Annotated in this window: 22 protein-coding genes and 1 pseudogene; 5 read left to right on the forward strand and 18 right to left on the reverse strand. The window is 73.7% G+C overall.

Features of this window, described 5'->3' with window-relative positions; all coding sequences use genetic code 11:
- Positions 1–8: 8 nt before the first annotated feature.
- Entirely contained in the window at positions 9–368 is a 360-nt protein-coding gene (locus ACGF8A_RS18805) for an SsgA family sporulation/cell division regulator (protein ID WP_393109453.1), read from the reverse strand.
- A gap of 166 nt (positions 369–534) precedes the next feature.
- On the opposite strand from ACGF8A_RS18805, the gene ACGF8A_RS18810 reads away from it, so the two are divergent.
- The 5 genes from ACGF8A_RS18810 (at position 535) to ACGF8A_RS18830 (ending at position 4,911) form a co-directional block, all read left to right on the forward strand.
- Positions 535–1,590: an energy-coupling factor ABC transporter permease gene (locus tag ACGF8A_RS18810; RefSeq protein WP_393109455.1), complete on the forward strand. Its 1,056-nt coding sequence runs from the start codon at positions 535–537 to the stop codon at positions 1,588–1,590.
- A 1-nt stretch (position 1,591) separates the two neighbouring features.
- Positions 1,592–2,353: a cobalt ECF transporter T component CbiQ gene (gene cbiQ / locus ACGF8A_RS18815; RefSeq protein WP_393109457.1), complete on the forward strand. Its 762-nt coding sequence runs from the start codon at positions 1,592–1,594 to the stop codon at positions 2,351–2,353.
- A complete protein-coding gene (locus ACGF8A_RS18820; RefSeq protein ID WP_393109459.1) occupies positions 2,341–3,102 on the forward strand; it encodes an energy-coupling factor ABC transporter ATP-binding protein in 762 nt (253 codons plus the stop codon). Before cbiQ ends, ACGF8A_RS18820 begins: the two co-directional genes overlap by 13 nt.
- Before the next feature lie 119 nt (positions 3,103–3,221).
- Complete coding sequence (locus ACGF8A_RS18825; RefSeq protein ID WP_393109461.1) at positions 3,222–3,668, forward strand: organic hydroperoxide resistance protein; 447 nt, start codon at positions 3,222–3,224, stop codon at positions 3,666–3,668.
- 79 nt (positions 3,669–3,747) lie between these two features.
- Positions 3,748–4,911: a serine hydrolase domain-containing protein gene (locus ACGF8A_RS18830; RefSeq protein ID WP_393109463.1), complete on the forward strand. Its 1,164-nt coding sequence runs from the start codon at positions 3,748–3,750 to the stop codon at positions 4,909–4,911.
- A gap of 4 nt (positions 4,912–4,915) precedes the next feature.
- Here ACGF8A_RS18830 and ACGF8A_RS18835 read toward each other — a convergent pair whose 3' ends face one another.
- From ACGF8A_RS18835 to ACGF8A_RS18915, 17 genes and pseudogenes are all read right to left on the reverse strand, one after another.
- A complete protein-coding gene (locus tag ACGF8A_RS18835) occupies positions 4,916–5,905 on the reverse strand; it encodes an NAD-dependent epimerase/dehydratase family protein (protein ID WP_393109465.1) in 990 nt (329 codons plus the stop codon).
- Between the two features lie 177 nt (positions 5,906–6,082).
- Positions 6,083–7,009 (reverse strand): nuclear transport factor 2 family protein, encoded by a 927-nt coding sequence (locus ACGF8A_RS18840; protein WP_393109467.1) that lies wholly within the window; start codon positions 7,007–7,009, stop codon positions 6,083–6,085.
- A 69-nt stretch (positions 7,010–7,078) separates the two neighbouring features.
- Entirely contained in the window at positions 7,079–7,309 is a 231-nt protein-coding gene (locus ACGF8A_RS18845; RefSeq protein WP_393109469.1) for an acyl-CoA carboxylase subunit epsilon, read from the reverse strand.
- On the reverse strand, positions 7,306–8,937 hold the full coding sequence (locus ACGF8A_RS18850) for an acyl-CoA carboxylase subunit beta (RefSeq protein WP_393109471.1): 1,632 nt from the start codon (positions 8,935–8,937) through the stop codon (positions 7,306–7,308). Before ACGF8A_RS18850 ends, ACGF8A_RS18845 begins: the two co-directional genes overlap by 4 nt.
- Before the next feature lie 9 nt (positions 8,938–8,946).
- The gene (locus ACGF8A_RS18855) at positions 8,947–9,756 is read right to left on the reverse strand and encodes a 4'-phosphopantetheinyl transferase family protein (protein WP_393109473.1); all 810 of its coding nucleotides are present in this window, start codon (positions 9,754–9,756) and stop codon (positions 8,947–8,949) included.
- Positions 9,753–10,202, reverse strand: a complete 450-nt coding sequence (locus ACGF8A_RS18860) for an acyl carrier protein (RefSeq protein WP_393109475.1) — start codon at positions 10,200–10,202, stop codon at positions 9,753–9,755. Before ACGF8A_RS18860 ends, ACGF8A_RS18855 begins: the two co-directional genes overlap by 4 nt.
- Before the next feature lie 62 nt (positions 10,203–10,264).
- Positions 10,265–11,683, reverse strand: coding sequence for an MFS transporter (locus tag ACGF8A_RS18865; RefSeq protein WP_393109477.1), 1,419 nt, complete (start codon positions 11,681–11,683; stop codon positions 10,265–10,267).
- A gap of 4 nt (positions 11,684–11,687) precedes the next feature.
- Positions 11,688–14,012 (reverse strand): annotated as a pseudogene (locus tag ACGF8A_RS18870) (SDR family oxidoreductase); the annotation flags it as partial.
- Entirely contained in the window at positions 14,000–14,944 is a 945-nt protein-coding gene (locus tag ACGF8A_RS18875) for an aromatase/cyclase (RefSeq protein ID WP_393109479.1), read from the reverse strand. The gene ACGF8A_RS18875 and the pseudogene ACGF8A_RS18870, both read right to left, overlap by 13 nt.
- A gap of 37 nt (positions 14,945–14,981) precedes the next feature.
- Entirely contained in the window at positions 14,982–15,767 is a 786-nt protein-coding gene (gene fabG, locus ACGF8A_RS18880; RefSeq protein ID WP_393109481.1) for a 3-oxoacyl-ACP reductase FabG, read from the reverse strand.
- Between the two features lie 130 nt (positions 15,768–15,897).
- Entirely contained in the window at positions 15,898–16,170 is a 273-nt protein-coding gene (locus tag ACGF8A_RS18885; RefSeq protein ID WP_393109483.1) for an acyl carrier protein, read from the reverse strand.
- Positions 16,171–16,643: 473 nt separating this feature from the next.
- A complete protein-coding gene (locus tag ACGF8A_RS18890) occupies positions 16,644–17,864 on the reverse strand; it encodes a ketosynthase chain-length factor (RefSeq protein WP_393109485.1) in 1,221 nt (406 codons plus the stop codon).
- Positions 17,861–19,132, reverse strand: a complete 1,272-nt coding sequence (locus ACGF8A_RS18895; RefSeq protein WP_393109487.1) for a beta-ketoacyl-[acyl-carrier-protein] synthase family protein — start codon at positions 19,130–19,132, stop codon at positions 17,861–17,863. The genes ACGF8A_RS18890 and ACGF8A_RS18895 overlap by 4 nt, the downstream gene beginning before the upstream one ends.
- Positions 19,129–19,458, reverse strand: coding sequence for a TcmI family type II polyketide cyclase (locus tag ACGF8A_RS18900; protein WP_393109489.1), 330 nt, complete (start codon positions 19,456–19,458; stop codon positions 19,129–19,131). The genes ACGF8A_RS18895 and ACGF8A_RS18900 overlap by 4 nt, the downstream gene beginning before the upstream one ends.
- A gap of 62 nt (positions 19,459–19,520) precedes the next feature.
- The gene (locus ACGF8A_RS18905; RefSeq protein WP_393109491.1) at positions 19,521–20,987 is read right to left on the reverse strand and encodes an FAD-dependent monooxygenase; all 1,467 of its coding nucleotides are present in this window, start codon (positions 20,985–20,987) and stop codon (positions 19,521–19,523) included.
- Between the two features lie 85 nt (positions 20,988–21,072).
- The gene (locus ACGF8A_RS18910; protein WP_393109493.1) at positions 21,073–22,035 is read right to left on the reverse strand and encodes a hypothetical protein; all 963 of its coding nucleotides are present in this window, start codon (positions 22,033–22,035) and stop codon (positions 21,073–21,075) included.
- Between the two features lie 5 nt (positions 22,036–22,040).
- A partial coding sequence (locus ACGF8A_RS18915; protein WP_393109495.1) for a biotin/lipoyl-containing protein occupies positions 22,041–22,466 on the reverse strand: 426 nt, incomplete at its 5' end.

Genomic DNA, 22,466 nt, shown 5'->3' on the forward strand with positions numbered 1-22,466 from the left:
GCGCGCGGTCAGCTGCCGACGGGGGTAGCGGCGGCCATGTAGGTACGCCGCAGGAAGCGGATCAGCGCCTTCGTGTCGAACTGGACGACCGCGGTTCCCCGCGGGGAGTGGAACTCGATGACGGCCTGCACCCGCCCGCACGGCCACACCCGGACGTCGCCGGAGCCGGCCGGGGCGCGCAGGCCCTGTTCGAGGAGCTCCCGGGCGAAGGTCCACTCGTGCGGGCCGGGCAGGCCTATACGCACGGCGCGGGGGTCACGGTCGGGGTCGTAGCGCAGGACGACCGGAATCGCTCCTCGCTCGTCCAGCGGCTGGACATCCGTGTCCGTGACGATATGAGCGCGCGCGTACTGCTCCACTACGGACATCGGACGGCCCTTTCACCGTGCGTCACCTGAGCGGAGACCATGAATCCGCCACCCCTCCAATGTCCCATATTTCCGGGATTACGCCTGGCGGAGCGGCTTATCTCAGCTTTACAACGGGAGAGCCTCGCTCTTGCAAGTGGTTCGCATCAAGCCACATCATCGAAGCGTGCATGTACCTGACGGATTCATCGACGCGCCCACGTCCGCCGCGGCCGGAGTCGTCGCCGCCGGCGCCATCGCCGTGAGCCTGCGCGGCGCCCGCCGTGAGCTGGACGAGCGGACCGCGCCGCTGGCCGGGCTGGTGGCGGCGTTCATCTTCGCGGTGCAGATGCTGAACTTCCCGGTCGCGGCCGGGACCAGCGGCCATCTGCTCGGCGGCGCGCTCGCCGCGATACTCGTCGGCCCCTTCACCGGGGCCCTGTGCATATCCGTCGTCCTGCTCATGCAGGGCATCCTGTTCGCCGACGGCGGCCTGACGGCGCTCGGTGTGAACATCACCGACATGTCGGTGGTCGGTGTCGTCGTCGCCTACCTCGTCTTCCGCGCCCTGGTGAAGGTGCTGCCCGTCACCCGGCGGTCGATCACCGCCGCCTCCTTCGTCGCCGCGCTGGTCTCGGTGCCGGCCGCCGCCCTGGCCTTCACCGCGTTCTACGCGATCGGCGGGACCACCGAGGTCCCCGTCGGCAAGGTCGCCACCGCGATGGTCGGCGTGCACGTCCTGATCGGCATCGGCGAGGCCGTGATCACCGCGCTGACCGTCGGCGCCGTCCTCGCGGTGCGGCCGGACCTCGTGTACGGCGCCCGGGACCTGCGCCGGCCGCTGAAGCTGCGGGTCGGCGGCGAACTCGTCGACGCCCCCGCCCCCGAGGCACCCGCGCCCGCCGCCCGGACCTCGCACCGCACGCTGTGGGGCGGCGGTCTCGCCGCCTCCCTGGTCCTGGCCGGCATCGTCAGCTTCTACGCCTCGGCCAGCCCGGACGGGCTGGAGAAGGTCGCCGAGGACAAGGGCTTCGCCGAGTCCGCCGAGGAACACCACAACGCCGGCTCCCCGCTCGCCGACTACGGCGTCAAGGACGTCGACGACGCCCGGCTCTCCGGCGGCCTCGCCGGTGTGATCGGCGTCGGCGTGACCGTCGTCGCGGGCAGCGCGGTGTTCTGGACGGTGCGCCGGCGCCGTACGGACGAGACGGACGGCGTCTCGCCCACGAGCACGAACGTCTGACATGGGTGCGGGGCACGCCCACAAGCTCTACCGGCGCACCTCGTCACCCGTGCACGCCCTGCCGCCGCACACCAAGCTCGCGGCCACGTTCGCCTTCGTGGTGGTCGTGGTGTCCACCCCGCGCGAGGCTGTGTGGGCCTTCGGGGCGTACGCCGGGCTGCTGGCGGTGGTGGCCGGGCTCGGGCGCGTCCCCCCGCTCTTCCTGCTGAAACGGCTGCTGATCGAGGCGCCGTTCGTCGCGTTCGCGGTGCTGCTGCCGTTCGTGGCGCAGGGCGAGCGGGTCGAGGTGCTGGGCATGTCGCTGAGCGTCAGTGGCCTGTGGGGGGCCTGGAACGTGCTCGCCAAGGGCACCCTGGGCGTCGCCGCGTCCGTGCTGCTGGCCGCCACCACCGAGCTGCGCGAGCTGCTGCTCGGCCTGGAACGGCTGAAGCTGCCGCCGCTGCTGGTGCAGATCGCGTCCTTCATGATCCGGTACGCCGATGTCATCACCGACGAGATGCGGCGGATGCGGATCGCCCGGGAGTCGCGCGGGTTCGAGGCGCGCGGTCCGCGGCACTGGGGGGTGCTCGCCAAGTCGTCGGGCGCGCTGTTCATCCGGTGCTACGAGCGCGGCGAGCGGGTCCATCTGGCGATGGTGAGCCGGGGGTACAGCGGTGTGATGCCGACGATCGACGAGGTGACCGCGTCCCGGGCGCAGTGGTCGTACGCCCTCGCCCTGCCGTGTGCCGCCCTGGTCGTCTGTCTGCTGGGATGGGTGCTGTGACGGAAGCTTCCCTGGAGGTCCGCGGCCTCGCGTTCGCCTACCCCGACGGCCATCAGGCCCTCTTCGGCGTGGACTTCCGCGTCGGGCGTGGCGAGCGGGTCGCGCTGCTCGGGCCGAACGGCGCCGGGAAGACCACCCTCGTGCTCCACCTCAACGGCGTCCTCGGCGGGGGCGCGGGCTCGGTGCGGGTCGCCGGGCTGCCCGTGGACCGCACGCACATGGCCGAGATCCGGCGCAAGGTCGGGATCGTCTTCCAGGACCCCGACGACCAGCTCTTCATGCCGACCGTCCGCGAGGACGTGGCCTTCGGGCCGGCGGCGGCCGGGCTGAAGGGGCAGGAGCTGCGGGCCCGGGTGGAGCGGGCGCTGGAGCAGGTCGGGATGGCCGGGTTCCAGGACCGTCCGCCGCATCACCTGTCCTTCGGGCAGCGGCGCCGGGTGGCCGTGGCGACCGTGCTCGCCATGGAGCCGGAGATCCTGGTCCTGGACGAGCCGTCGTCCAACCTCGACCCCGCCTCGCGGCGGGAACTCGCGGACATCCTGCGCGCGCTGGACGTGACCGTGCTGATGGTCACCCACGACCTGCCGTACGCCATGGAACTCTGCCCGCGCGCGCTGATCCTCAGCGAGGGCGTGATCGCGGCGGACGGGCCGACCGGCGACCTCCTCGGCGACGACGCCCTGATGCGCGCCCACCGTCTGGAGCTGCCCTTCGGCTTCGACCCGCGCTCGGTGACGACACGCGGGTGAGGCGGGGCCGCTCGCGTCACCCCGGGGCGCTACCCCTGGTAACAAGGCCGCCCCACCGGCCAGTACCTTGTGCACGAAGTAGTTGCCGGGTTCACGTTTCCTGCCTGGGGAGGCCAGCCTTGACCGACGGCACCGCCGCCGAGACCCGCCCGCGGAAGATCATGTATGTCGCCGAAGCCACCTCGCACGGCGGCCGCGAGGGCTATGTCACCAGCCAGGACGGGCAGATCGAGCTGAAGGTGGCGATGCCGCCGGAGCTGGGCGGCGACGGCAACGGCACCAACCCGGAGCAGCTGTTCGCGGCCGGGTACAGCACCTGCTTCCACAACGCGCTGATCCTGGTCGGCAACCGGTCCGGCTACGACCTAACCGGTTCCACGGTCGCCGCGAAGGTCGGCATCGGCCCCAACAGCCGGCGCGGCTACGGTCTCGCCGTCGCCCTGAGCGTCTCGCTGCCGGTCCTGGACGCGGACGTCGCCGCCAAGCTGGTGGACGAGGCCCACGAGGTGTGCCCGTACTCCAACGCCACCCGCGGCAACGTCGAGGTCACGATCCTGCTGGGCTAGGGGCGGGCGGAGGAATCGCGGGCTCTCCGTGTGCGTTGCACCCACCGTCGCAGGTGTGTGAAGGGAACGGAGTGCGGACGTGGACGTGAACGGCACAGTGGCCGAGGGCTTCGAGCCGGTCAGGGATGCGTTCGCCAGGAACTTCGAGGCGCTCGGCGACCGCGGGGCCGCCGTGACCGTCTACCGGGACGGGCACAAGGTCGTCGACCTGTGGGGCGGCACGAAGGACGTCGACGGCACCGCGCCCTGGGAACACGGCACGGCGCAGATCGTGCGCTCGGCGACCAAGGGCGTCGCCGCCGCCGTACTCCTGCTGCTGCACCAGCGGGGTGAGCTGGACCTGGACGCGCCGGTCGGTGAGGTGTGGCCGGAGTACAAGGCGGCGGGCAAGGAGCGGACCCTCGTACGGCATCTGCTCGCGCACCGGGCCGGGGTGCCGGCGCTCGACCGGCCGCTGACCGTGGCCGAGGCCGCCGACCCCGACCTCGGCGCCGCCGCGGTGGCCGCGCAGGCACCGGCGTGGGAGCCGGGGAGCGCCCACGGGTATCACGCCCAGACCTACAGCTGGCTGGTCGCCGAAGTGGTACGGCGGGTCAGCGGGCGCTCCGTCGGCGAGTGGATCGCCGAGGAGATCGCCGGGCCGGTCGGCGCCAAGCTGTGGCTCGGGCTGCCGGACCGGGAGGCGGCGCGCGTGGGGCGGGTCGGCAAGGTCGAGGGCCCGGACGCGGCGAACGGGCTGCGGACGCGGCCCAAGCGGGCGGTGTCCGACGCCTACGCCGACCCGGACTCCCTCACCCGCCGCGCCTTCGGGGCGATCTCGCCGGCGCCCGACGAGAACGACCCCGTCTACCGGTCCGCCGCCCTCGCCGCCTCCAACGGCATCGCGACGGCCGACGGACTCGCCCGCTTCTACGCCTCGCTGATCGGTGCGGTGGACGGCGGGACACGGCTGTTCACGCCCGGGACGCTGGAACTGGCGCGCGCGGAACAGTCGGCGGGGCCGGACCGGGTGCTCGTCGTCGGCACGCGCTTCGGGCTCGGCTACATGCTGCACGGCAGCGCGTCCCCGCTGCTGTCCGGCACCTCCTTCGGCCACCCCGGCCGCGGCGGCGCGCTCGGCTTCGCGGACCCCGGGTCGGGGATCGCCTTCGGCTATGTCACCAACGGCTTCCGCAAGAGCGTCACCGCGGACCCCCGGGCCCAGGCACTGGTGCGGGCGCTGCGCGGTGTGCCGGCCGGCTGAGCGGCTACCGCAGGGCTGCTCCGGGCCGGCCGCCGTCCGCGAGGGCGCGGCGGTACCAGGGGGCGCACTCCTTGAACGCCGCGGCGAACGGGGCGCCGGGGCCGGTGGTCAGCCGTGACCACAGGGCGGCGCTGTCGTACCAGCGGTCGACGGCGACCAGCTCCAGCGGACGCCGGGCGCCAGAGCCGTGGGCGTCGAGCCGGCGCAGTGCCTCGTCGAGACCGAGGTCGCCGGACGGCAGGGGCAGCTCCAGGGCCCCGCAGACGGTCGTGACGAGTTCGCGCAGGGTCACGGGCTCGGGGTGCGCCGCGTGCAGCACACCGGCGCCCGGCGCCCGGGGCGCGAGGGCCAGCTCGGCCAGGGCACGCGCCAGGACGGGGGCCGGGATCAGGGAGAGGCGGGAGCCCGCGCCGTCCACCCAGTGCGGCAGGCGGCGCAGCAGCTGGACGATGCCGGGCACGACCCAGGCGTCGCCCTCGCCGTAGACGAGGTACGGGCGGACGACGGTGCCCCCGGCGGCCAGCACCAGCCGTTCACCGGCGAGGCGGGTACGGCTGGTCGGGGTCACCGGCGCCTCGGCGATCCGGCCCTCGGGCTCGCCGCGGTGCGGTCCGTCGCCGTACACGGCGGCGGTGCCGAGCTGCACGATCCGGCGTACGCCCGCCCTGGCCGCCTCGGCGAGCAGGGCGCGGGTGCCCTCCTCGTTGACGGTCCGGCACTCCTCGGGGGTGCCTGCGATGCGGGCGGCGAGATGCAGGACGGTGCCGACGCCCTCGCACACGCCGTGCAGCGAGGCCGGGTCGGCGAGGTCGCCGTACACGGTCTCCAGCTCGGCGCCGGTGGCGCCGGGACCGGGGCGGCGGTGGGTGAGCAGCCGGAGGGCGGGGCCGTGCGGGGCGGCGGAGGCGGTCCGGAGCAGGGGTACGACGTGGGAGCCGATGAAACCGGTGCCACCGGTCACCAGGATGCGTTCGGGGCTCAAGTGCGGGCTCAAGTGCGGCCTTCCGCGGGGGTCGGTGAGCTGGACGAGTCCTCAGGTGCGTCGCGTCGGCTTCGTCGCGTCCGCTTCGTCGCGTCACCTTTCTACACCGGCGGTCCGGTGGGCAAGGGGACTTGAGCGGGGCGGGTGCCGCCGCCCGTCGGTGGCGGCACGCCCGCGTGCGGGTGCGCCCTACACGGACGCCGTCGCGGCCTGTCCGCGCCCGGCGTGGGTGAGCAGGTCGTCGAGGGTGGCGGCGAGTTCGCTGACCGACTGCTCGCGCAGGAGGTGGTGGGTGGGCACCGGGATCCGCAGGGCGTTCTCCAGCCTGCGCTGGAAGGCCAGGGCGGTGAGGGAGTCGATGCCCTGGGCGTAGAGCGGGCGGTCGCGGTGGATGCGGTGGGCGGGCGGGACGTCGAGGTACGTCTCCAGGGTGCGGCAGACGAACGCCTCGACGGCCCGCAGCCGTTCCTCGCCGGTGGCGGTGCGCCAGGAGCCGGGGTCCGGGGCCGGGACGGGAGTCGGTGACACGGTGTCGTCCTTCCGGGGTGTGGGAGCGGTGCGCGGACGGGGCTGGGAGCTGCGCAGGGCGGTGGGCGCGGGACCCGGGCGCGGTCCGGCTCCGTCGGACCACACCAGGTGGAAGCGCCAGCGGCTGATCCGCCAGCCGTCCGGGGTGCGGACGGTCTCGCCCTCGCTGTAGCCGCCGATGTCGAAGCGGCCGCCGGGGTCGGGGCCGTCGTCGTGGTGGACGTGCGAGGCGAGGATGTGGACCCGGACGCGGGCGGTGTCGCCGTCCAGCGCGATGCCGTAGTTGGAGGCCAGATGGTGGGTGCGGGCGAAGCGTGACTTGCGGTCGAAGTGGAAGGCGGCGGCGGTGTCCAGGCCGCGCACCGTGCCGACCGGGAACTCCAGCCGGCAGTCGTCCGTGAAGACCGTGCGGGGCCAGCTCTCGTCGTACCCGTGGGCGTCCTGGGCGTCGAGCAGGGTGACGTAGCGGTCGACGAGGCCGGTGATCTCGGCCCGGTCGGCCAGTTCACGCAACCGCCCCCGCAGGTCGTCGAGTTCGGCCCGCGGGAGGGTGACGGTGTCGGTCTGTCCGTGGTGCGGGGAGGTCATGGGGAACAAGCTCCGTTTCGGCAGCGCCCCTTGACGAGGGGGCGATCGACGGCACCTGGGGCGGAGCTCCTACGCCGCCCGGCTGCCCGACACCCGCCACCCCCGTGGGTCGCGGTGCGCCGGGACGCGTTCCGGGCGGCGCCAGGCCGCCGTGGGGGTGGGGGCCTGCTCCTGCAGGCCGGGGCCGGCCGCCGCGAGCGCGGCGGCGCGGGAGAGCAGCACACTGGTCAGGGCCGCGAGTTCGGCCGGTGTCGCGGTGCCCTTGACGACCTTGATGACCAGCGCGTCCCGCGTGCTCACTGCGGCGGGTTGCCGTGCTTGCGGCACGGCAGGTCGGCCTGCTTGCTGCGCAGCATCGACAGGGCGCGGACGAGGGCCCCGCGGGTGTCCCGGGGGTCGATCACATCGTCGATCAGGCCGCGTTCGGCGGCGTAGTAGGGGTGCATCAGCTCCGCCTGGTACTCCTTGATCTTCTGGGCGCGGGTCGTCTCCGGGTCGTCCGAGCCGGCGATCTCCCGGCGGAAGATGACGTTCGCCGCGCCCTCCGCGCCCATCACCGCGATCTCGTTGGACGGCCAGGCCAGTGCCAGGTCGGTGCCGATGGACCGGGAGTCCATCACGATGTACGCGCCGCCGTACGCCTTGCGCAGCACCAGCGAGATGCGCGGCACCGTGGCGTTGCAGTAGGCGTACAGCAGCTTGGCGCCGCGCCGGATGATCCCGTTGTGCTCCTGGTCGACGCCCGGCAGGAATCCCGGCACGTCGATCAGCGTGACGATGGGGATGTTGAAGGCGTCGCAGAACTGCACGAACCGCGCCGCCTTCTCGCTGGCGTCGATGTCGAGCACCCCGGCGTAGGAGGCCGGCTGGTTGGCGACGACTCCGACGACCTCGCCGTCCAGCCGGGCCAGCGCGCACACCACGTTGGTCGCCCAGCCGGGGTGGACCTCGAAGTGGTCGCCGTCGTCGACGATCTCCTCGATGACCGTCCGGATGTCGTACACCCGGCTCGGGTCGCCGGGCACGATGTCCAGCAGCCGGTCGGTGCGCCGGTCGGCCGGGTCGGCGCTCGGCATCCTGGGCGGCAGGTCACGGTTGTTGGCCGGCAGCAGGGAGAGCAGGTGGCGCACGTCCTCCATGCAGGCGCGGACGTCGTCGTAGGCGAAGTGGGCGACACCGGAGGTGGTGGCGTGCACGTCGGCTCCGCCGAGGTCGTTCTGGGAGATCTCCTCTCCGGTGACCGCCTTGACCACGTCGGGCCCGGTGATGAACATCTGGGCGATGTCGCGGACCATGAAGACGAAGTCGGTCAGGGCGGGGCTGTAGGCGGCGCCGCCCGCACAGGGGCCGAGCATCACGCTGATCTGCGGGATGACGCCGGACGCGCGGGTGTTGCGCTGGAAGATGCCGCCGTAGCCGGCCAGCGCGCTGACGCCCTCCTGGATCCGGGCGCCCGCGCCGTCGTTGAGCGACACCAGCGGCGCGCCTGCCGCCATGGCCATGTCCATGATCTTGTGGATCTTCTGGGCGTGTGCCTCACCGAGGGCTCCGCCGAAGATCCGGAAGTCGTGCGCGTAGACGAAGACCGTACGGCCGTGGACCGTGCCCCAGCCGGTGATCACACCGTCGGTGTAGGGACGCTTCTTCTCCAGGCCGAAGCCGCTGGCCCGATGCCGGCGCAACATCTCGACCTCGGTGAACGACCCCTCGTCAAGCAGGAGTTCGATGCGTTCGTGGGCGGTGAGCTTGCCCTTGGCGTGCTGCCGTTCGGTGGCCAGCGGATCGCCGTGCCGGGCGGCCTGCTTGATCAGGCTCAGCTCCTCCAGCCGCTCCGCGGCGCTCCACTGACCGCGGTGCTCACGGTCGTGCAGGCTGGGCCGTTCGGCGGCCGGGGCCCCGGGGTGATCGGATTTCTGATCGGTCGTCATGGGTGGGTCTCACGCTCCCCAGTCGTGTTCCTGCGTGGTCATGCCGCCGCCGTCCAGGTCCACCGTCCCGCCGGCGTACAGCGCGACGGGCGGCACCCAGCGCACGGTGACCCGGTCCGGGGGTCCGCCCAGCACGGCGACGGCGGCGTTGTGGCGCGGCCCGGACGGCAGGTCCAGCAGCGTCCAGCCGGACGGGCGGCGGCGCCGGTCGGCCCCCAGATAGTCCTGGCCCGGGTCGCGGGACAGGCCGGTGCCCAGCGCCTTGAGGTAGGCCTCCTTGCGGGTCCACATCCGCCCGAAGAGCTCACGCCGCTCCTCGACGGGCAGGTCCGCCAGCTCCTGCTGCTCCCCCGGGTGCAGCGCCGGGGCGCACACCTCGACCGTCTCGTCCCTCGGCAGCCGCTCCACGTCGGCGCCGAGCACGGTGGCGGCGACGGCGACGACGGCCACGCCGTGGCTGTGCGCCAGGGAGAAGTGCAGCGGCGGGTCGGGGTGGGCGACCGCGGGCCGTCCGTGCGGTTTGCCGCAGCCCGGGCAGGGCTCCCGGACGAACGGCACCTCGCGCGGCGCCAGCCCCAGATAGGCGCCGAGCAGCCGGCGCAGCGCCACATGCGCGGAGGCGTACGTGATGCCGTCCGTGGGACGTACGAAGGAGGCGGTGCGCCGGCGTTCCGCGTCGTCCAGCTCGGACAGGTCCAGCAGCTCGGCCGCCGTCTCCAGCTTGGGCCGGCGCACCAGCCACACGTCGAGCTGCCCCGGGGCCGGCAGCCGCGTCCTCGCGGTCTCGGGTCCCTCGCGGACCACCAGCTCCGGGATCACGTCGCGCCCGGCCGGTCGTGCGAGACCAGGTGGACGCCCTGCCCGCCGCGTTTGTGCGGGCTGTCCCCGGGGCCGAGCTGCCCGGACAGGCACTCGATGAGTTCGGCGGCGCTGTTGGCGCGCAGCAGCATGTTGAGGTTGACGTCGAGGTGGAGGGCCGCCTCCATCCGGCGCTGGAGTTCGAGGCCGTTGATCGAGCCGATGCCGAGGCTGTTCATCGGCCGCCCCTCGGTGTCGATGGTGTGCGGCGGCACCCGCAGCACCCGGGCGAGTTCGGCCCGTACGTACGCGTCGATCAGCCGGACCCGCTCTCTCTCGCCGCAGGCGGCCAGGTGGGCCGGGTCCGGGGGGGCGACGTCGACGACGGTGTCCTGCGCGAACTCGTAGTCCAGGTCGTCGAAATCGTCGAGGTCGTCGAAGACCCAGGTCTTCGTTGTCTGGTCCATGGGCGTGCCCCGTCGGGAGTGGGTGGCTGGAGGGAAGGGCGGGCGGGTTGGTCCGGGACGGCTCAGCGGCGCCCGAGGCCGGTGAGGCCGACGAGGATGCCGAGTCCGCCGAGTGCGGCCACGAGGATCAGCGCGGGACGGCAGGCCTCCACGGCCTCGGCCACGGTGGCGCCGGGGGCCGCGGTCGAGGCGAGCAGCGCGGCGACGGCCGCGACCGCGAGAGCGGCGGCCAGCTGGACGGCCGTCTGGTACTGGCCGCTCGCAGCCGCCCGGTCGGCGGGGCCGAGACCCGAGGTCGCCTGCATGTTCAGCGCGGCGAAGGACAAGACGAAGGCGGCGCCGGCCAGCAGCAGCGTCGGCAGCAGCCGGGCGGGGTAGTCCAGCGGGCCGGCGGGCCCGAGCTGGAGCAGGTACCCGGCGAACGCGCAGGCGGCCCCGGCCACGATCAGCCGGGGTGCGCCGAAGCGGGCGACCAGGCGCCCGGAGGCGAGCGCGGTGAGCGCGGGCGGGGCGGCGGCCGGGACCAGGGCCAGCGCGGCCGTCGACGGCGACCAGCCGGCGACGGTCTGCATCTGGTACGTCAGCACGAACAGCAGCCCCAGATAGGAGCCGTTGAGGCAGGCCGCGCCGAGCGCCGAGCGGATCAGCGCGGCGTCGCGCAGTGGTTTCACCAGGGGGTCGGGCGTGGTGCGTTCGACGACCGCGAAGGCCACGAGCAGCAGCACGGCGGCGGTGAGCGGCACCGCGGCCCCGGCACCGGTCCAGCCGTGCGCGGGCACGGCGCCGATGCCGTGGACGAGGGCGAGGAGCGCCGCGGTGAAGGTGACGGCGCCGGCGAGGTCGTAACGGCGTGGGGTGGCGCCCGCGGCGGTGCGCTCCTCGTCGGGGATCAGCTTGAGGCCGAGGGCGAAGAGGATCAGCACGACCGGGGCCGGGAACGCGAAGGACAGCCGCCAGCTGATCTCCGTGAGCCAGCCGGACAGCAGCAGGCCGGCGGTGAAACCGCCGGCACCGAACAGGGCGTAGACGGACACCGCCCGGTCGCGGGGCGGGCCCTGCGGGAAGGCGGTGGCGATGATGGCGAGGCCGGTGGGGGCGGTCAGCGCCGCGCAGAAGCCCTTGACAAGGCGGGTGGCGACGAGCAGCGCCGGTTCCTGGGCGAGCGCGCTGAGGGCGGAGGCGGCGGCGAAGGCGAGCAGCGCCGCCAGGTAGACCCGGCGGCGGCCCAGCAGGCCCACCACGCGGGCGCCGAACAGCAGCAGGCCGCCGAAGCCGACGGCGAAACCGGTCATCGCCCAGTGCACGCCGGTCAGGGGCAGCCCGAGGCCGGTGCCGATCGAGGGCAGCGCCACGACCGCGACGGACACCTCGAGCGCGTCGATGAGCATGTTCCCGGCGAGCACGAGCAGGAGCCCCCACAGCCGGGGGCTCCACCGCGCGTCCCCGGTACCGGCCTCGGCCGCGGGGTGCGTCCTGGTCACGGCGTCACCCCAGGAGGGTGCCGCCGCTCGCGTCGACGAAGGAGCCGGTGACCCAGCGGGCATCGTCGGAGACGAGGAAGGCGACCACGTCGGCGACGTCCTGCGGTTCGCCGACCCGGTTGAAGGTGGACAGCGCCGACATCGCCTCGACGGCCTCGGGGATGTCGAACAGCGGGTTGCCGTTGCGGGTGATGCCGGGGGCGACGCTGTTGACGGTGATGCCGCGCGGGCCGAGGGCCTTGGCGTAGTGCAGCGCGAGCTGTTCGACGGCGCCCTTGCTCATCGCGTAGGCGATCTCGTCGGGGTTGGCGAACCGGGTCAGACCCGAGGAGATGTTCACGATCCGCCCGCCGTCGGGCATGTTCGTCAGGGCCCGCTGGACGAGGAAGAACGGCGCCCTGGCGTTGACGGCGAAGATCCGGTCGAACATGTCCGGCGTGGTGTCCTCGGGCTTGACCCCGCCCATCACACCGGCGTTGTTGACCAGGATGTTCAGCTCGGTGGAGCCGGTGCGCTCCTTCAGGCCCTGCTCCAGGGCGAGGAACAGCTCGTGCACGTCGCCGGGGGTGCCGAGTTCGGCGCGTACGGCGAACGCCCGGCCGCCGTCCCGCTCGATGCCGGCGACCACCTCGGCGGCCGCGTCCTCGCTGGTGCCGTAGTGCACGGCGACCAGCGCGCCGTCGCGGGCGAGCCGCTCGGCGGTGGCCCGGCCCATGCCTCGGCTGGCGCCCGTGACGAGCGCCGTCCTGCCGCTCAGGTTGCCCATCTTCCTTCTCCTGACGTCGTGGTGTCGGTGGGGGTGGGGGTGGGGGTGGGGGTGACTGGGGTGCAGGGGTGCGGTGCGCGTTCCCGGCGTGAACCAGCGGGCGAGCGCCGCTTCCAGGCCGTCCGGGGTGTCGCCGGCCCAGGCGATGTGCCCGTCGGGCCGTACGAGGAGGGCGGCCACGCCGGGAGTCGCACCGCCGGGAGCGGGGCGTGCGCCCACGGTGTCGACGGCCCCGGACCACGGCCGCGCCGCCTGCGCGAACGGCTCCGCCACCCCGGTCAGGACGAGCAGCACGCCGCGCGCCTCGCGGAGCAGGTCCAGGGTGGAGCGCGGCCCGGTGGCGCCGGCGAGTTCCGCGTCGGGCAGCCGCGTCCCGACGGGCCCGGTGCCCGTGCCGTACCGCACGTCCAGGCCGCTGATCGTGCCCGCCAGATGCGCCCGCACCCGCTCGTACGACGTCAGCTCGCCGATCACCGAGCGCAGCGCCTCCACCTCCGGCCCGCCCAGCAGCAGCCGGGCCTGGGCGCGGATGTGGGACAGGACCCGGCGTCCGACCGCGTGGCGTTCCTCGTGGTAGGTGTCGAGCAGTCCCCCGGGGGCGCGCCCGCGTACGGTCGCCGCCAGTTTCCAGCCGAGGTTGACGGCGTCCTGCAGGCCGAGGTTGAGGGCCTGGCCGCCGATCGGCATCTGCTGGTGGGCGGCGTCCCCGGCGAGCAGCACGCGGCCGGCGCGGTAGCGCTCGGCCTGCCGGGAGGCGTCGCCGAAGGAGTTGACCCACAGCGGGGTGCCGTGGGCGATGTCCTCGCCGGTGACCTCGCGCCAGGCGGCGACGATGTCGGCGAAGCGTGCCTCGCCGGACCGCGGCGGGGAGCCGAACCGGTGGACCATCACGCGCGTCACGCCGTCGCCGCGCCGGGCGGCGATGGCGAGCCCCTTCGGCAGCCGCTGGAACCGCCGGCCCGGGATCTCGATGCCGGCGACGTCGGCGCGGATCAGCTCCCGCTCGGCGTCGCTGCCGGGGAAGGCGACGCCCGCGAGCCGCCGTACCGCCGACCGCTCGCCGTCGCAGCCGACGGCGTACCGCGCGGTCAGCGTCACCGGCCGCCCGGCGTGCCGGGCCGTCACCGTCACCCGCTCCTGGTCCTGGGTCAGTTCGACGACCTCGTGGCCGCGCAGGACGCGGGCGCCGAGGCGGGCCGCGCGGGCGCCGAGGAGTTCCTCGGTGCGCACCTGCGGCACCTTCCACTGCCCCGGCCAGGGGCTGGGCAGCGTGAGGTCCAGCGGCAGCCCGCCGAAGTGGCCGCGCGGCTCGTGCGGCGGCAGCGGGTCGCCGAACCCGTCCGGCCCGTCGAGCAGTCCGCGCTGCTTCAGGATCTCCATGGTCCGCGCGTGCAGCGTGGAGGCCCGCGACTGCGTGGTGGCCGCGTCGAGGCGTTCCAGTACGGTCACCTCGGCGCCGCCGAGCCGCAGTTCCCCGGCGAGCATCAGCCCTACGGGTCCGGCGCCGACCACGATGACGTCCGTATCGACCGCGTCGGCGCCGGACACGGTCAGCGCCTCGCTTCGGCGTACGCCTTGGCGTGGCCCAGGGTGGCCCGGCTGTTGGTGCTCAGCGCCGAGCGCACGTACTCCCGGGCCTCGGCGACGCCCGCCCCGGGACCGAGGATCTTCTCGATGTTCTCCGGGCGCAGCACGACGGTGTGCTGCGAGGAGGCGGTGCTGCCGGTGCCGTGGTCGGTGAACGTCCAGTAGCCGGTGTGCAGGTTCATCAGCGCCGGCAGCGTGGTCTGCTTGTAGGCGATCCTGCGGCCCTGAAGGCACACCCGGTAGGAACGGGTGGTGTGCGTGGAGCCGTCCTTGGCGCGGGTGTCCATCTCCAGGGTCTGCAGCCCCGGGGTGTCCTCGGTGAGCCGGACGGTCGCCACGTGCGGCAGCCGCTCGGACCACAGGCCGGCCTCGTTGACGAAGTCGTAGACGTCCTTGGCGGACCCCTCCACCTCGACGGTGTCCTCGAAGGAGAACGTCAGCTCCGCGGAGGCGGCGGCCAGTTCGACGTTGGTCTTCAAAGCCGCCAGTTCCGAGCGGGAGTTGCGGTCCACGGCCTCGTCGATCCACGTAAGGCTCGCCGGGTCGTCGTCGACGGCCGTGTAGTCGTGCAGCAGCCGCACGCGCGAGGTGCCCTCACCCTGCGGCTCGATGATCCAGGTGCCGCCCATGGAGGCGACCGGCGGGGTGGAGACCTGCTGGCGGAAGGTGATCCGCAGGGCCCCCGGGTCCAGCACGCGGCGCGAGGTCCAGTTCTTGGGCTCGCCGTTGGCGGTCGCCCAGATCCGGATCAGCTCCTCGTCCCCGGAGCGCTCCAGGTGGTCGACGTAGATGGTCGGGGGGAAGATCCGCGGCCAGTTCGCCACGTCGGCGATCAGCCGGTAGACGTCGGCGGCCGGCGCGGAGATCGTGATCTCGTGCTCGACTTCCCGCAGCTCGGATGCGGACATGCGTGAACTCCTCGGAAGGGTACGGGTGGCGGGCGGGTCAGAAGTTGCCGAGGCCGCCGCAGACGTTCAGGGCCTGGGCCGTGATGGAGGCGGCGGTGTCGGACGCGAGGTAGCCGACCAGCCCGGCGACCTCCTCGGGGGTGGAGTAGCGGCCGAGCGGGATCTTCGCCGTGAACTTCTCCATGATGGCGTCCTCGCTGGTCTCGTACGCCGCCGCGTAACCGGCGCGGACCCGCTGCGCCATGGGCGTCTCGACGTAGCCCGGGCAGACCGCGTTGACGGTGATGCCGGTGGGGGCGAGTTCGTTGCCGAGGGCCTTGGTGAAGCCGACGACGCCGTGCTTGGAGGCGGAGTAGGGGGCGCCGAGGACCACGCCCTGCTTGCCGGCCGTGGAGGCGATGTTGATGATCCGGCCGCGGTCCCTGTGCCGCATGCCGCCCGTGGTGAGCACCGCGCGGGTGAGCCGGAAGACGCTGTTGAGGTTGGTCTCGACGACGTCGTACCAGAGCTCGTCGTCGATGTCGGCGGTGACGCCGCCGCCGGACCGGCCCGCGTTGTTGACCAGGACGTCGACGGTGCCGAAGCGGTCGACGGCGGCCTGCACGAAGTTCTCGATGGACAGTGCCGAGCGCACGTCGAGGGTGGCACCGTCGACGTCGAGGCCCTCGGCGGTCAGCTCCTTGACGGTCCGGGCGACGTTGCCGGCGTCGCGGGAGCCGAGGAAGACGCGGTGGCCCTGCTGGGCCAGCAGCCGCGCGACCGCGAGGCCGATTCCGCTGGTGGCGCCGGAGACGAGGGCGACCCGCTCGTGCTTGTCGGACATGTCTGCTGCTCCCTTGTGGGCGGGTGGTCGGGCGGGTGTTCGGGCGGGTGAAGGGCGTGCGCCGGTGCCCCGCTCGGGGACGGGCACCGGCGCACGGGGCGGGCTGTTCCGGCGGCGGTGCCGCGCGGGTTCAGGCGGCCCGCGCCGACTCGGCGAGCTGGGCGTTGACGAGCTCCAGCAGGGCGCGCGGCGTCCTCGCCTCGGTGACCACGCCGTCGTCGAGGGAGATGCCGTAGTCGCGCTCTATGCGGCCGCAGGTCTCCAGGATGGCCAGCGACTCGTAGCTGAGCTCCTCGAAGTCGGTGTCGAGGATGTCGCCGTCCAGGTCGATGTTCTCGTCCGCCCCGGCGGACTCCAGGAGGATGCGCTTGAGGTCGTCGAGGGTGAAGGACTGGGTGGGCACGGGAGGTTCCTCTCGTCTGAGTGGTGCGGGGACGTGCGGACGCCCGCGGCCCGGACCGGCGTGGGAGAGACGGACGGACCGGGCGCGCGGGCGCGTTCAGGGGCGGTGCGGAGACGCCGCGCGGCGGGCGCCCGGCGCCTTCCGGGCAACCGGAGGCGACCGGGGCGAGGAACGCCGCCGCGACCCGGGCGCGGCCGCATTCGCCGGCGGCGGACGAGGACAGGGCGGTGCGGCATGCGGCGGGGCCGCTCCGCCGGCGGGCGACGACGCCACGCCGACCGCCGGACGGCCTACGCGGCCGTGACCACCGTCGCCGCCTCGCGCTCGGCGTGGTGGCGGCGAGGACCGGCCAGGTGCTGCGCGCCACGGGGCGGGACACCGGAGCGGACCGCGCAGAGAGCGCCGGACAGATCCCCCGGCACCCGCGTGCGGCACCCACCCCGGCGGCACCCACCCCGCAACCGCCGGACGGCCTACGCGGCCGTGACCACCGTCGCCGCGTTGAAGCCGGCGTGGCCGCGGGCGAGGACCAGCGCGGTGCGGACCTCCGTGACGCGTGCCTCGCCGGTGACCAGGTCGAGGTCGTAGGAGGCGTCGGGGTGCACGTGGGTGGTGGCCGGCACGACGCCGTCCCGGATGGCGAGCAGGGCGGTGGCCACGTCGAGGGGGGCGGCGCCCGAGTACAGGCGGCCGGTCATCGTCTTGGGGGCGGTGACCATGACGCCGTGCGGCCCGAACACCTCGTTCAGCGCGTCCGCCTCGATCCGGTCCAGCTCGGGCACGGCCGCCGCGTCGGCGAACACGACGTCGACGTCACCGGCGTCCACGCCCGCGTCGGCGAGGGCGAGTTCGACCGCCTTGCGCAGGCCGGGCGGGCGGCCGCTGCCGGGCGCCGGGTCGAAGGTGGCCCCGTAGCCGGCGATCTCGCCGTACACCCGCGCCCCGCGCCGGGCGGCGGCCTCGGCGGACTCCAGGATCAGGATGGCGCCGCCCTCACCGGGCACGTGACCGGCGGCGGCCGCGTCGAAGGGCAGGTAGGCCGCGTCGGGCTCCTCCCCCTCGGACAGCCGTCCGCTCGCCAGCTGGGCGACCCAGCCCCAAGGGCAGATCGCGGCGTCGATCGATCCGGAGACGATCAGCTGGGTGCCCTTGCGGATCTGCCGCCGGGCGTGGGCGATCGCGTCAAGACCGCCGGCCTGGTCGGAGACCAGCACGCCGCTCGGTCCCTTCATGCCGTTGCGGATGGAGATCTGGCCGCTGTTGACGGCGTAGAACCAGGCGAAGGACTGGTACGCCGAGACGTACTGGCTGCCCTGGCTCCACAGCTTCTGCAGCTCGCCCTGGCCGAACTCGAAGCCGCCGGAGGAGCTGGCGGTGACCACGCCCATGTCGTACGCGGGCAGCTCGGCGGGTGTGACGCCCGCGTCGGCCAGCGCCCAGTCGGTGGCGACCAGGGCGAGGCGGGTCATGTGGTCGGTCTGCGCGAGCAGCCGGCTGGGCAGGTGGTCGGCGGCGCTGAAGCCGGGTACCTGGCCGGCGAGCTTCGCCGGGTAGCCGGTGGGGTCGAAGCGGGTGATGCGGCCGATGCCGCTCTTGCCCGAGCGGGTGGCCGCCCAGTAGTCGGTGGTACCGAGGCCGTTGGGGGCGGCTATGCCGAGCCCCGTGACGACGGTGCGCGTCGCGGCCGTGCTCATGCCGCGCTCCTCTCCGGTCGGGCGACCACCATCGCGCTCTGGAAGCCACCGAAGCCGCTGCCGACGGTCAGCACCGCGTCGGTGCGGTGCTCACGGGCTGTCAGTGGCACGTAGTCCAGGTCGCACTCCGGGTCGGGGGTGTGCAGGTTCGCCGTCGGGGGCACGACGTTGTGCTCCATGGCGAGGACCGATGCGGCGATCTCGATCGAGCCGATCGCGCCGAGCGAGTGCCCGACCATCGACTTGATGGAGGACACCGGGGTCCGGTAGGCGTGGTCGCCGAGGCTCTTCTTGAACGCGGCCGTCTCGTGCCGGTCGTTCTGCTTGGTGCCCGAGCCGTGCGCGTTGACGTAGTCGACGGCCTCGGGGTTCAGGCGGGCCTCGTCCAGCGCGACCGTGATGGCCTCGGCCATCTCCACGCCGTCCGGGCGCAGTCCGGTCATGTGGAAGGCGTTGCAGCGCGAGGCGTAGCCGGCGATCTCGGCGTAGATGTGCGCGCCCCGCTTCAGCGCTCCTTGGAGCTCCTCCAGGACGAACACCGCCGAACCCTCGCCGAGCACGAAGCCGTTGCGGGTCCCGTCGAAGGGGCGCGAGGCGTGCTCGGGGTCGTCGTTGCGCGGGGTGGTGGCCTTGATCGCGTCGAAGCAGGCCAGGGTGATCGGGGAGATCGGGGCGTCCGTCGCGCCCGCCACCACGGCGCAGGCCGAGCCCTCACGGATCAGCTCGGCGGCATGGCCGACGGAGTCCAGCCCGGAGGTGCAGCCGGTGGAGACCACCGTGGCGGGTCCCTCGGCTCCCACCGCCCACGCCACCTCGGCGGCGAAGGAGCTCGGCACCAGGTAGTCGTAGAGGTGCGGCACGGCGTAGGTGTGGTCCACCAGGTCGAGCCGGCCGCCGTCGCTGACGACGCGGTACTCCTGGTCGAGGCCCATGGTGGCGCCGACCGCGCTGCCGATGGTGACGCCGACCCGGTGCGGGTCGGCGCCCGTCAGGTCCAGGCCGCTGTCGGCGAGCGCCTCGCGCGCGGTGACCACCGCCAGCTGGGCCGCCCGGTCCATCCGGCGGATCTCCTGCGGGCCGAGCCCGTGCGCCTCCGGGTCGAAGTCGATCTCGGCGGCGACGCGGGAGCGGAAGGAGGAGGGGTCGAAGAAGGTGATGCCCCGGGTGGCGGTGCGCCCCTCGCTGAGCAGCTTCCAGAAGTTCTTGGTGCCGACACCGCCGGGGGCCGTGACGCCGACCCCGGTGATGACCACTCGCCTGGCGCTCACGCCCGGCCCTCCCAGTCGTAGAAGCGCGTGGCGACGGCGTCGGCGGGGGACCGCCACGTCGCGGGGTCGTAGGCCTCGATGAACGGCTTGAGGTCCTCGCTGATCTGCACGAAGCGGGGGTCGGCCTTGGCCGCCTCGATCAGCTCGCCGCCGTTGTCGGTGTCGAAGTCCTGGAGGTGGAAGTACAGGCCGCGGTAGGCGAAGAGCTGACGCCGCCGGGTGCCCATCAGATGCGGCATCGCGGTCTGGTCGAACTCCTCGAACAGCTGGGCCACCTCGTGACTGTGGCCCGGGTCCATCCGGGCGACGATCAAGGTGCTGTGCATGGTCTCTCCCTCAGCGGTACGCGATACGTGGGGTACGTGGGACAGGGCAGGAGCGGCCGTGCTCAGCGCGCCGGGCCGAACCAGCGCTCCAGGGCCATCGGGAGGTCCGCGTGGCTGCCGGGGGCCGCCCAGGCCACGTAGCCGTCGGGGCGGACGAGGACCGCGGTGGTGCCGGCGAGCGGGCTGTTCTCCGGCAGGACGGGCGCGGCCGTGACGATGTCGATGCGGTCCTGCCAGTCCCAGGCCCGGTCGCGCAGCCGCTCGTTGCCGGCGAGGTCCAGCAGCACACCCCGGCCCGCGTGCAGCGCCTCGGTGCTGGAGGAGACCAGCCGGTGCCCGGTCAGCCGCACGTCGGGCAGCCGGCGGCCGAGCAGCGGGTGGGGCCCGCCGTCGAGGTCGTAGCGGATCTCCAGACCGGACACCATCGCCGCGAAGTGCCGGCCGACCTCGGGGTACCGGATCAGCTCGGTCAGCACGTCGCGCAGCGGCTGCACCTCGGGCCCGGACAGGAACAGCAGACCCTGCGCCTGGGTGTTCATCAGCAGCCGCCTGCCGACCGGGTGCCGCTCGGCGTGGTAGGTGTCGAGCAGCGCCTCCGGCGCCCGGCCCCGTGCCACGGCGCCGAGCTTCCAGCCGAGGTTGACCGAGTCCTGGATGCTGGTGTTCATGCCCTGGCCGCCGGCCGGCAGGTGGATGTGCGCGGAGTCGCCGGCGAGGAGGACCCGCCCCCGCCGGTACTCGGTGACCTGCCGGGTCGCGTCGCCGAAGGACGACACCCACACCGGCTCGGCGTGCGAGATGTCGTCGCCGGTCAGCCGCTGCCAGGCCGCGGCCACCTCGTCCCAGGTCGGCGGCTGCTCGCGGCGCTGCGGCGGGGTGCCCCGCTCGCACACGATCAGCCGGGTGATCCCGCCGGGCAGCGGGCCGACCATCACCATGCCGCCGGGCAGGGTCTCACCGATCATCCGGGGCTCCAGCGTGATGCCCTTGACGTCGGCGAGGAACATCTCCAGCGTGGCCGCCGTGCCGGGGAAGTCGAAGCCGGCGGCCTTGCGGATGGCGGAGCGGCCGCCGTCGCAGCCGACGAGGTACTCGGCGCGCAGCCGGTGCACCCCGTCGGGTCCGCGCACCTCGACCTCGACGCTGTCCTCCTTCTCCTTGACGGACAGCACGTCGTGCCGGCGCCGGATGTCCGCGCCGAGCTGGGTCGCCCATTCCTCCAGGACGGTCTCGGTGACCGACTGCGGGATGGTCTTGGCGGCCTGGTGGGCCCCGTCGAGCACGCCGAAGTCGACCGGCAGGCCACCGAAGTGACCCACGTTGCTGACCTCGATCTCGCCGAACCGGGGAAGCAGTCCGCGCTGGTCGAAGATCTCCATGGTGCGGGCGGTGAAGCCGAGGCCACGTGACTCCCCGGTCCGCTCGGCCAGCCTCTCCAGGACGATGACGTCGGTGCCGGCGAGCCGCAGCTCGCCGGCCAGCATCATCCCGGCCGGTCCGGCGCCCACGACGATGACAGTTGCGTCCATGACACTCCTCGGGACAACCCGCCCTCCGGGCGGGGAAGGTACGGGTCGGAAAGAGCTCGGAAACAGTGCGAACCGGCGAGCGTGTTCAGCGGTGGAAGCGGCCGATGCCCTCGTTGGCCACCTGGGCGGCGGCCGCGTGCCGCGGGTCGGGGGCGATCGCCTCGTGGCGCACCGCGACCTCGGCGAGCTTGATGGTGTGCTCGTCGCCGATCGCGGCGGCCCGCGCGAACACCTCGGCCACGTCCGGCGCCTGGGGCAGCGGTGCCGCCGGCCGGGGCGTGGCGTGGAACCAGTCGAGCATCGTGCGGCTGACGGCCCGCGCGACCTGGTACGACGGCAGCCGCTGGTCCTCGGGCAGGTGCGGGACGACGAGCCGGACGGCCGCCGGCCCGGTGACCGCGTGGATCAGCGGGATCGGATGCCGCTGGGAGACGGTGGCATAGATCCCGCAGTACTCGGCGACCAGATCGTCCAGCGCGCGCACGACCGGCTCCCGCCCGTCGTCCCCGTCCGGCAGGACCGGCGAGGGTTCCCCGGCCACGGTGACCCCGCCGGTGGAGTGCCGCGCGGCCCAGTAGCCCAGCCCCTGGGCCAGTTCGGCCAGCTGGAGCCGGTTCTCCGTGCCGGCGGCGACGACGGCACGCACGGCGTGGGCGGTGCGGATCACCCCGTGCGTCAGCATCCCCGACATGCCGGGCAGCAGCCGGGGCCACCAGCGGGCCAGGACCTCGGTCCACGGCGCCCCGGCCAGCTCCCGCTCGAACAGGGCGGTCCAGTCGGCGACGCGGGAGAAGTTGCCGAGCGCGCCCCGCCAGTCCCCGGCGTCGCCGGGGTCGATGTCCCAGCGGCGGCCGGGGGCGTCGTGGTACTCCCGGCCCCGCAGGTTGTGGTCGACCCAGCCGGGCACCTCGTCGGCGTATCCCATGTGCGCCAGCGCCTCGGCGGCCATCGGCGCGTGGTTGACGAAGGACCCGCCGTGCTCGAAGCCCACGCCGCGCAGCCGCTGGAGCGCCTCGCGTACGGCATCGCTGTAGGTGAGTGCTGCCAAGTGGATCAGTCCTTGATGTCACAGACGGCGGCACCGGAGGACAGGGCCTGACCCGCCGTGGCGGCCAGCCCCGTGACGGTGCCGGACTTGTGCGCGGTGAGCGGCTGCTCCATCTTCATCGCTTCGAGTACGACGACCAGCTCGCCCTGCTCGACCCGCTGCCCCTGAGACACCGCGACCTTGACGACGGTGCCCTGCATCGGGGAGGTGAGGGTGTCGCCGCAGACGCCGGCGCCCGCACCGCCGCCGGGGTTCCGGCGCCGCGGCCTGGCCGCGCCCGCACCGACGAGGCTCGGCAGCCGTTCCGCGACCCGCCCGAGGGATGCGGGCAGCGTCACCTCCAGCCGCTTGCCGCCGACCTCGACGACGACGGTCTCGCGGTCCAGCTCCTCCTCGGCCTCCGTGTCCGCGGGGGCGGTGAAGGGTTTGAT

It is taken from the genome of Streptomyces sp. NPDC047706 (genome assembly GCF_043204795.1).
Taxonomy (GTDB): Bacteria; Actinomycetota; Actinomycetes; order Streptomycetales; family Streptomycetaceae; genus Streptomyces.

Excerpts from the sequence above, each read along its gene's own strand:
- ACGF8A_RS18805 (WP_393109453.1), bottom strand. The coding sequence starts at position 368 with ATGTCCGTAGTGGAGCAGTACGCGCGCGCTCATATCGTCACGGACACG.
- ACGF8A_RS18905 (WP_393109491.1), bottom strand. The coding sequence starts at position 20,987 with ATGGACGCAACTGTCATCGTCGTGGGCGCCGGACCGGCCGGGATGATG.
- ACGF8A_RS18875 (WP_393109479.1), bottom strand. The coding sequence starts at position 14,944 with ATGTCCGCATCCGAGCTGCGGGAAGTCGAGCACGAGATCACGATCTCC.
- fabG (WP_393109481.1), bottom strand. The coding sequence starts at position 15,767 with ATGTCCGACAAGCACGAGCGGGTCGCCCTCGTCTCCGGCGCCACCAGC.
- cbiQ (WP_393109457.1), top strand. The coding sequence starts at position 1,592 with ATGGGTGCGGGGCACGCCCACAAGCTCTACCGGCGCACCTCGTCACCC.
- ACGF8A_RS18820 (WP_393109459.1), top strand. The coding sequence starts at position 2,341 with ATGGGTGCTGTGACGGAAGCTTCCCTGGAGGTCCGCGGCCTCGCGTTC.
- ACGF8A_RS18860 (WP_393109475.1), bottom strand. The coding sequence starts at position 10,202 with ATGGACCAGACAACGAAGACCTGGGTCTTCGACGACCTCGACGATTTC.
- ACGF8A_RS18900 (WP_393109489.1), bottom strand. The coding sequence starts at position 19,458 with ATGCACAGCACCTTGATCGTCGCCCGGATGGACCCGGGCCACAGTCAC.
- ACGF8A_RS18840 (WP_393109467.1), bottom strand. The coding sequence starts at position 7,009 with ATGACCTCCCCGCACCACGGACAGACCGACACCGTCACCCTCCCGCGG.
- ACGF8A_RS18850 (WP_393109471.1), bottom strand. The coding sequence starts at position 8,937 with ATGACGACCGATCAGAAATCCGATCACCCCGGGGCCCCGGCCGCCGAA.
- ACGF8A_RS18890 (WP_393109485.1), bottom strand. The coding sequence starts at position 17,864 with ATGAGCACGGCCGCGACGCGCACCGTCGTCACGGGGCTCGGCATAGCC.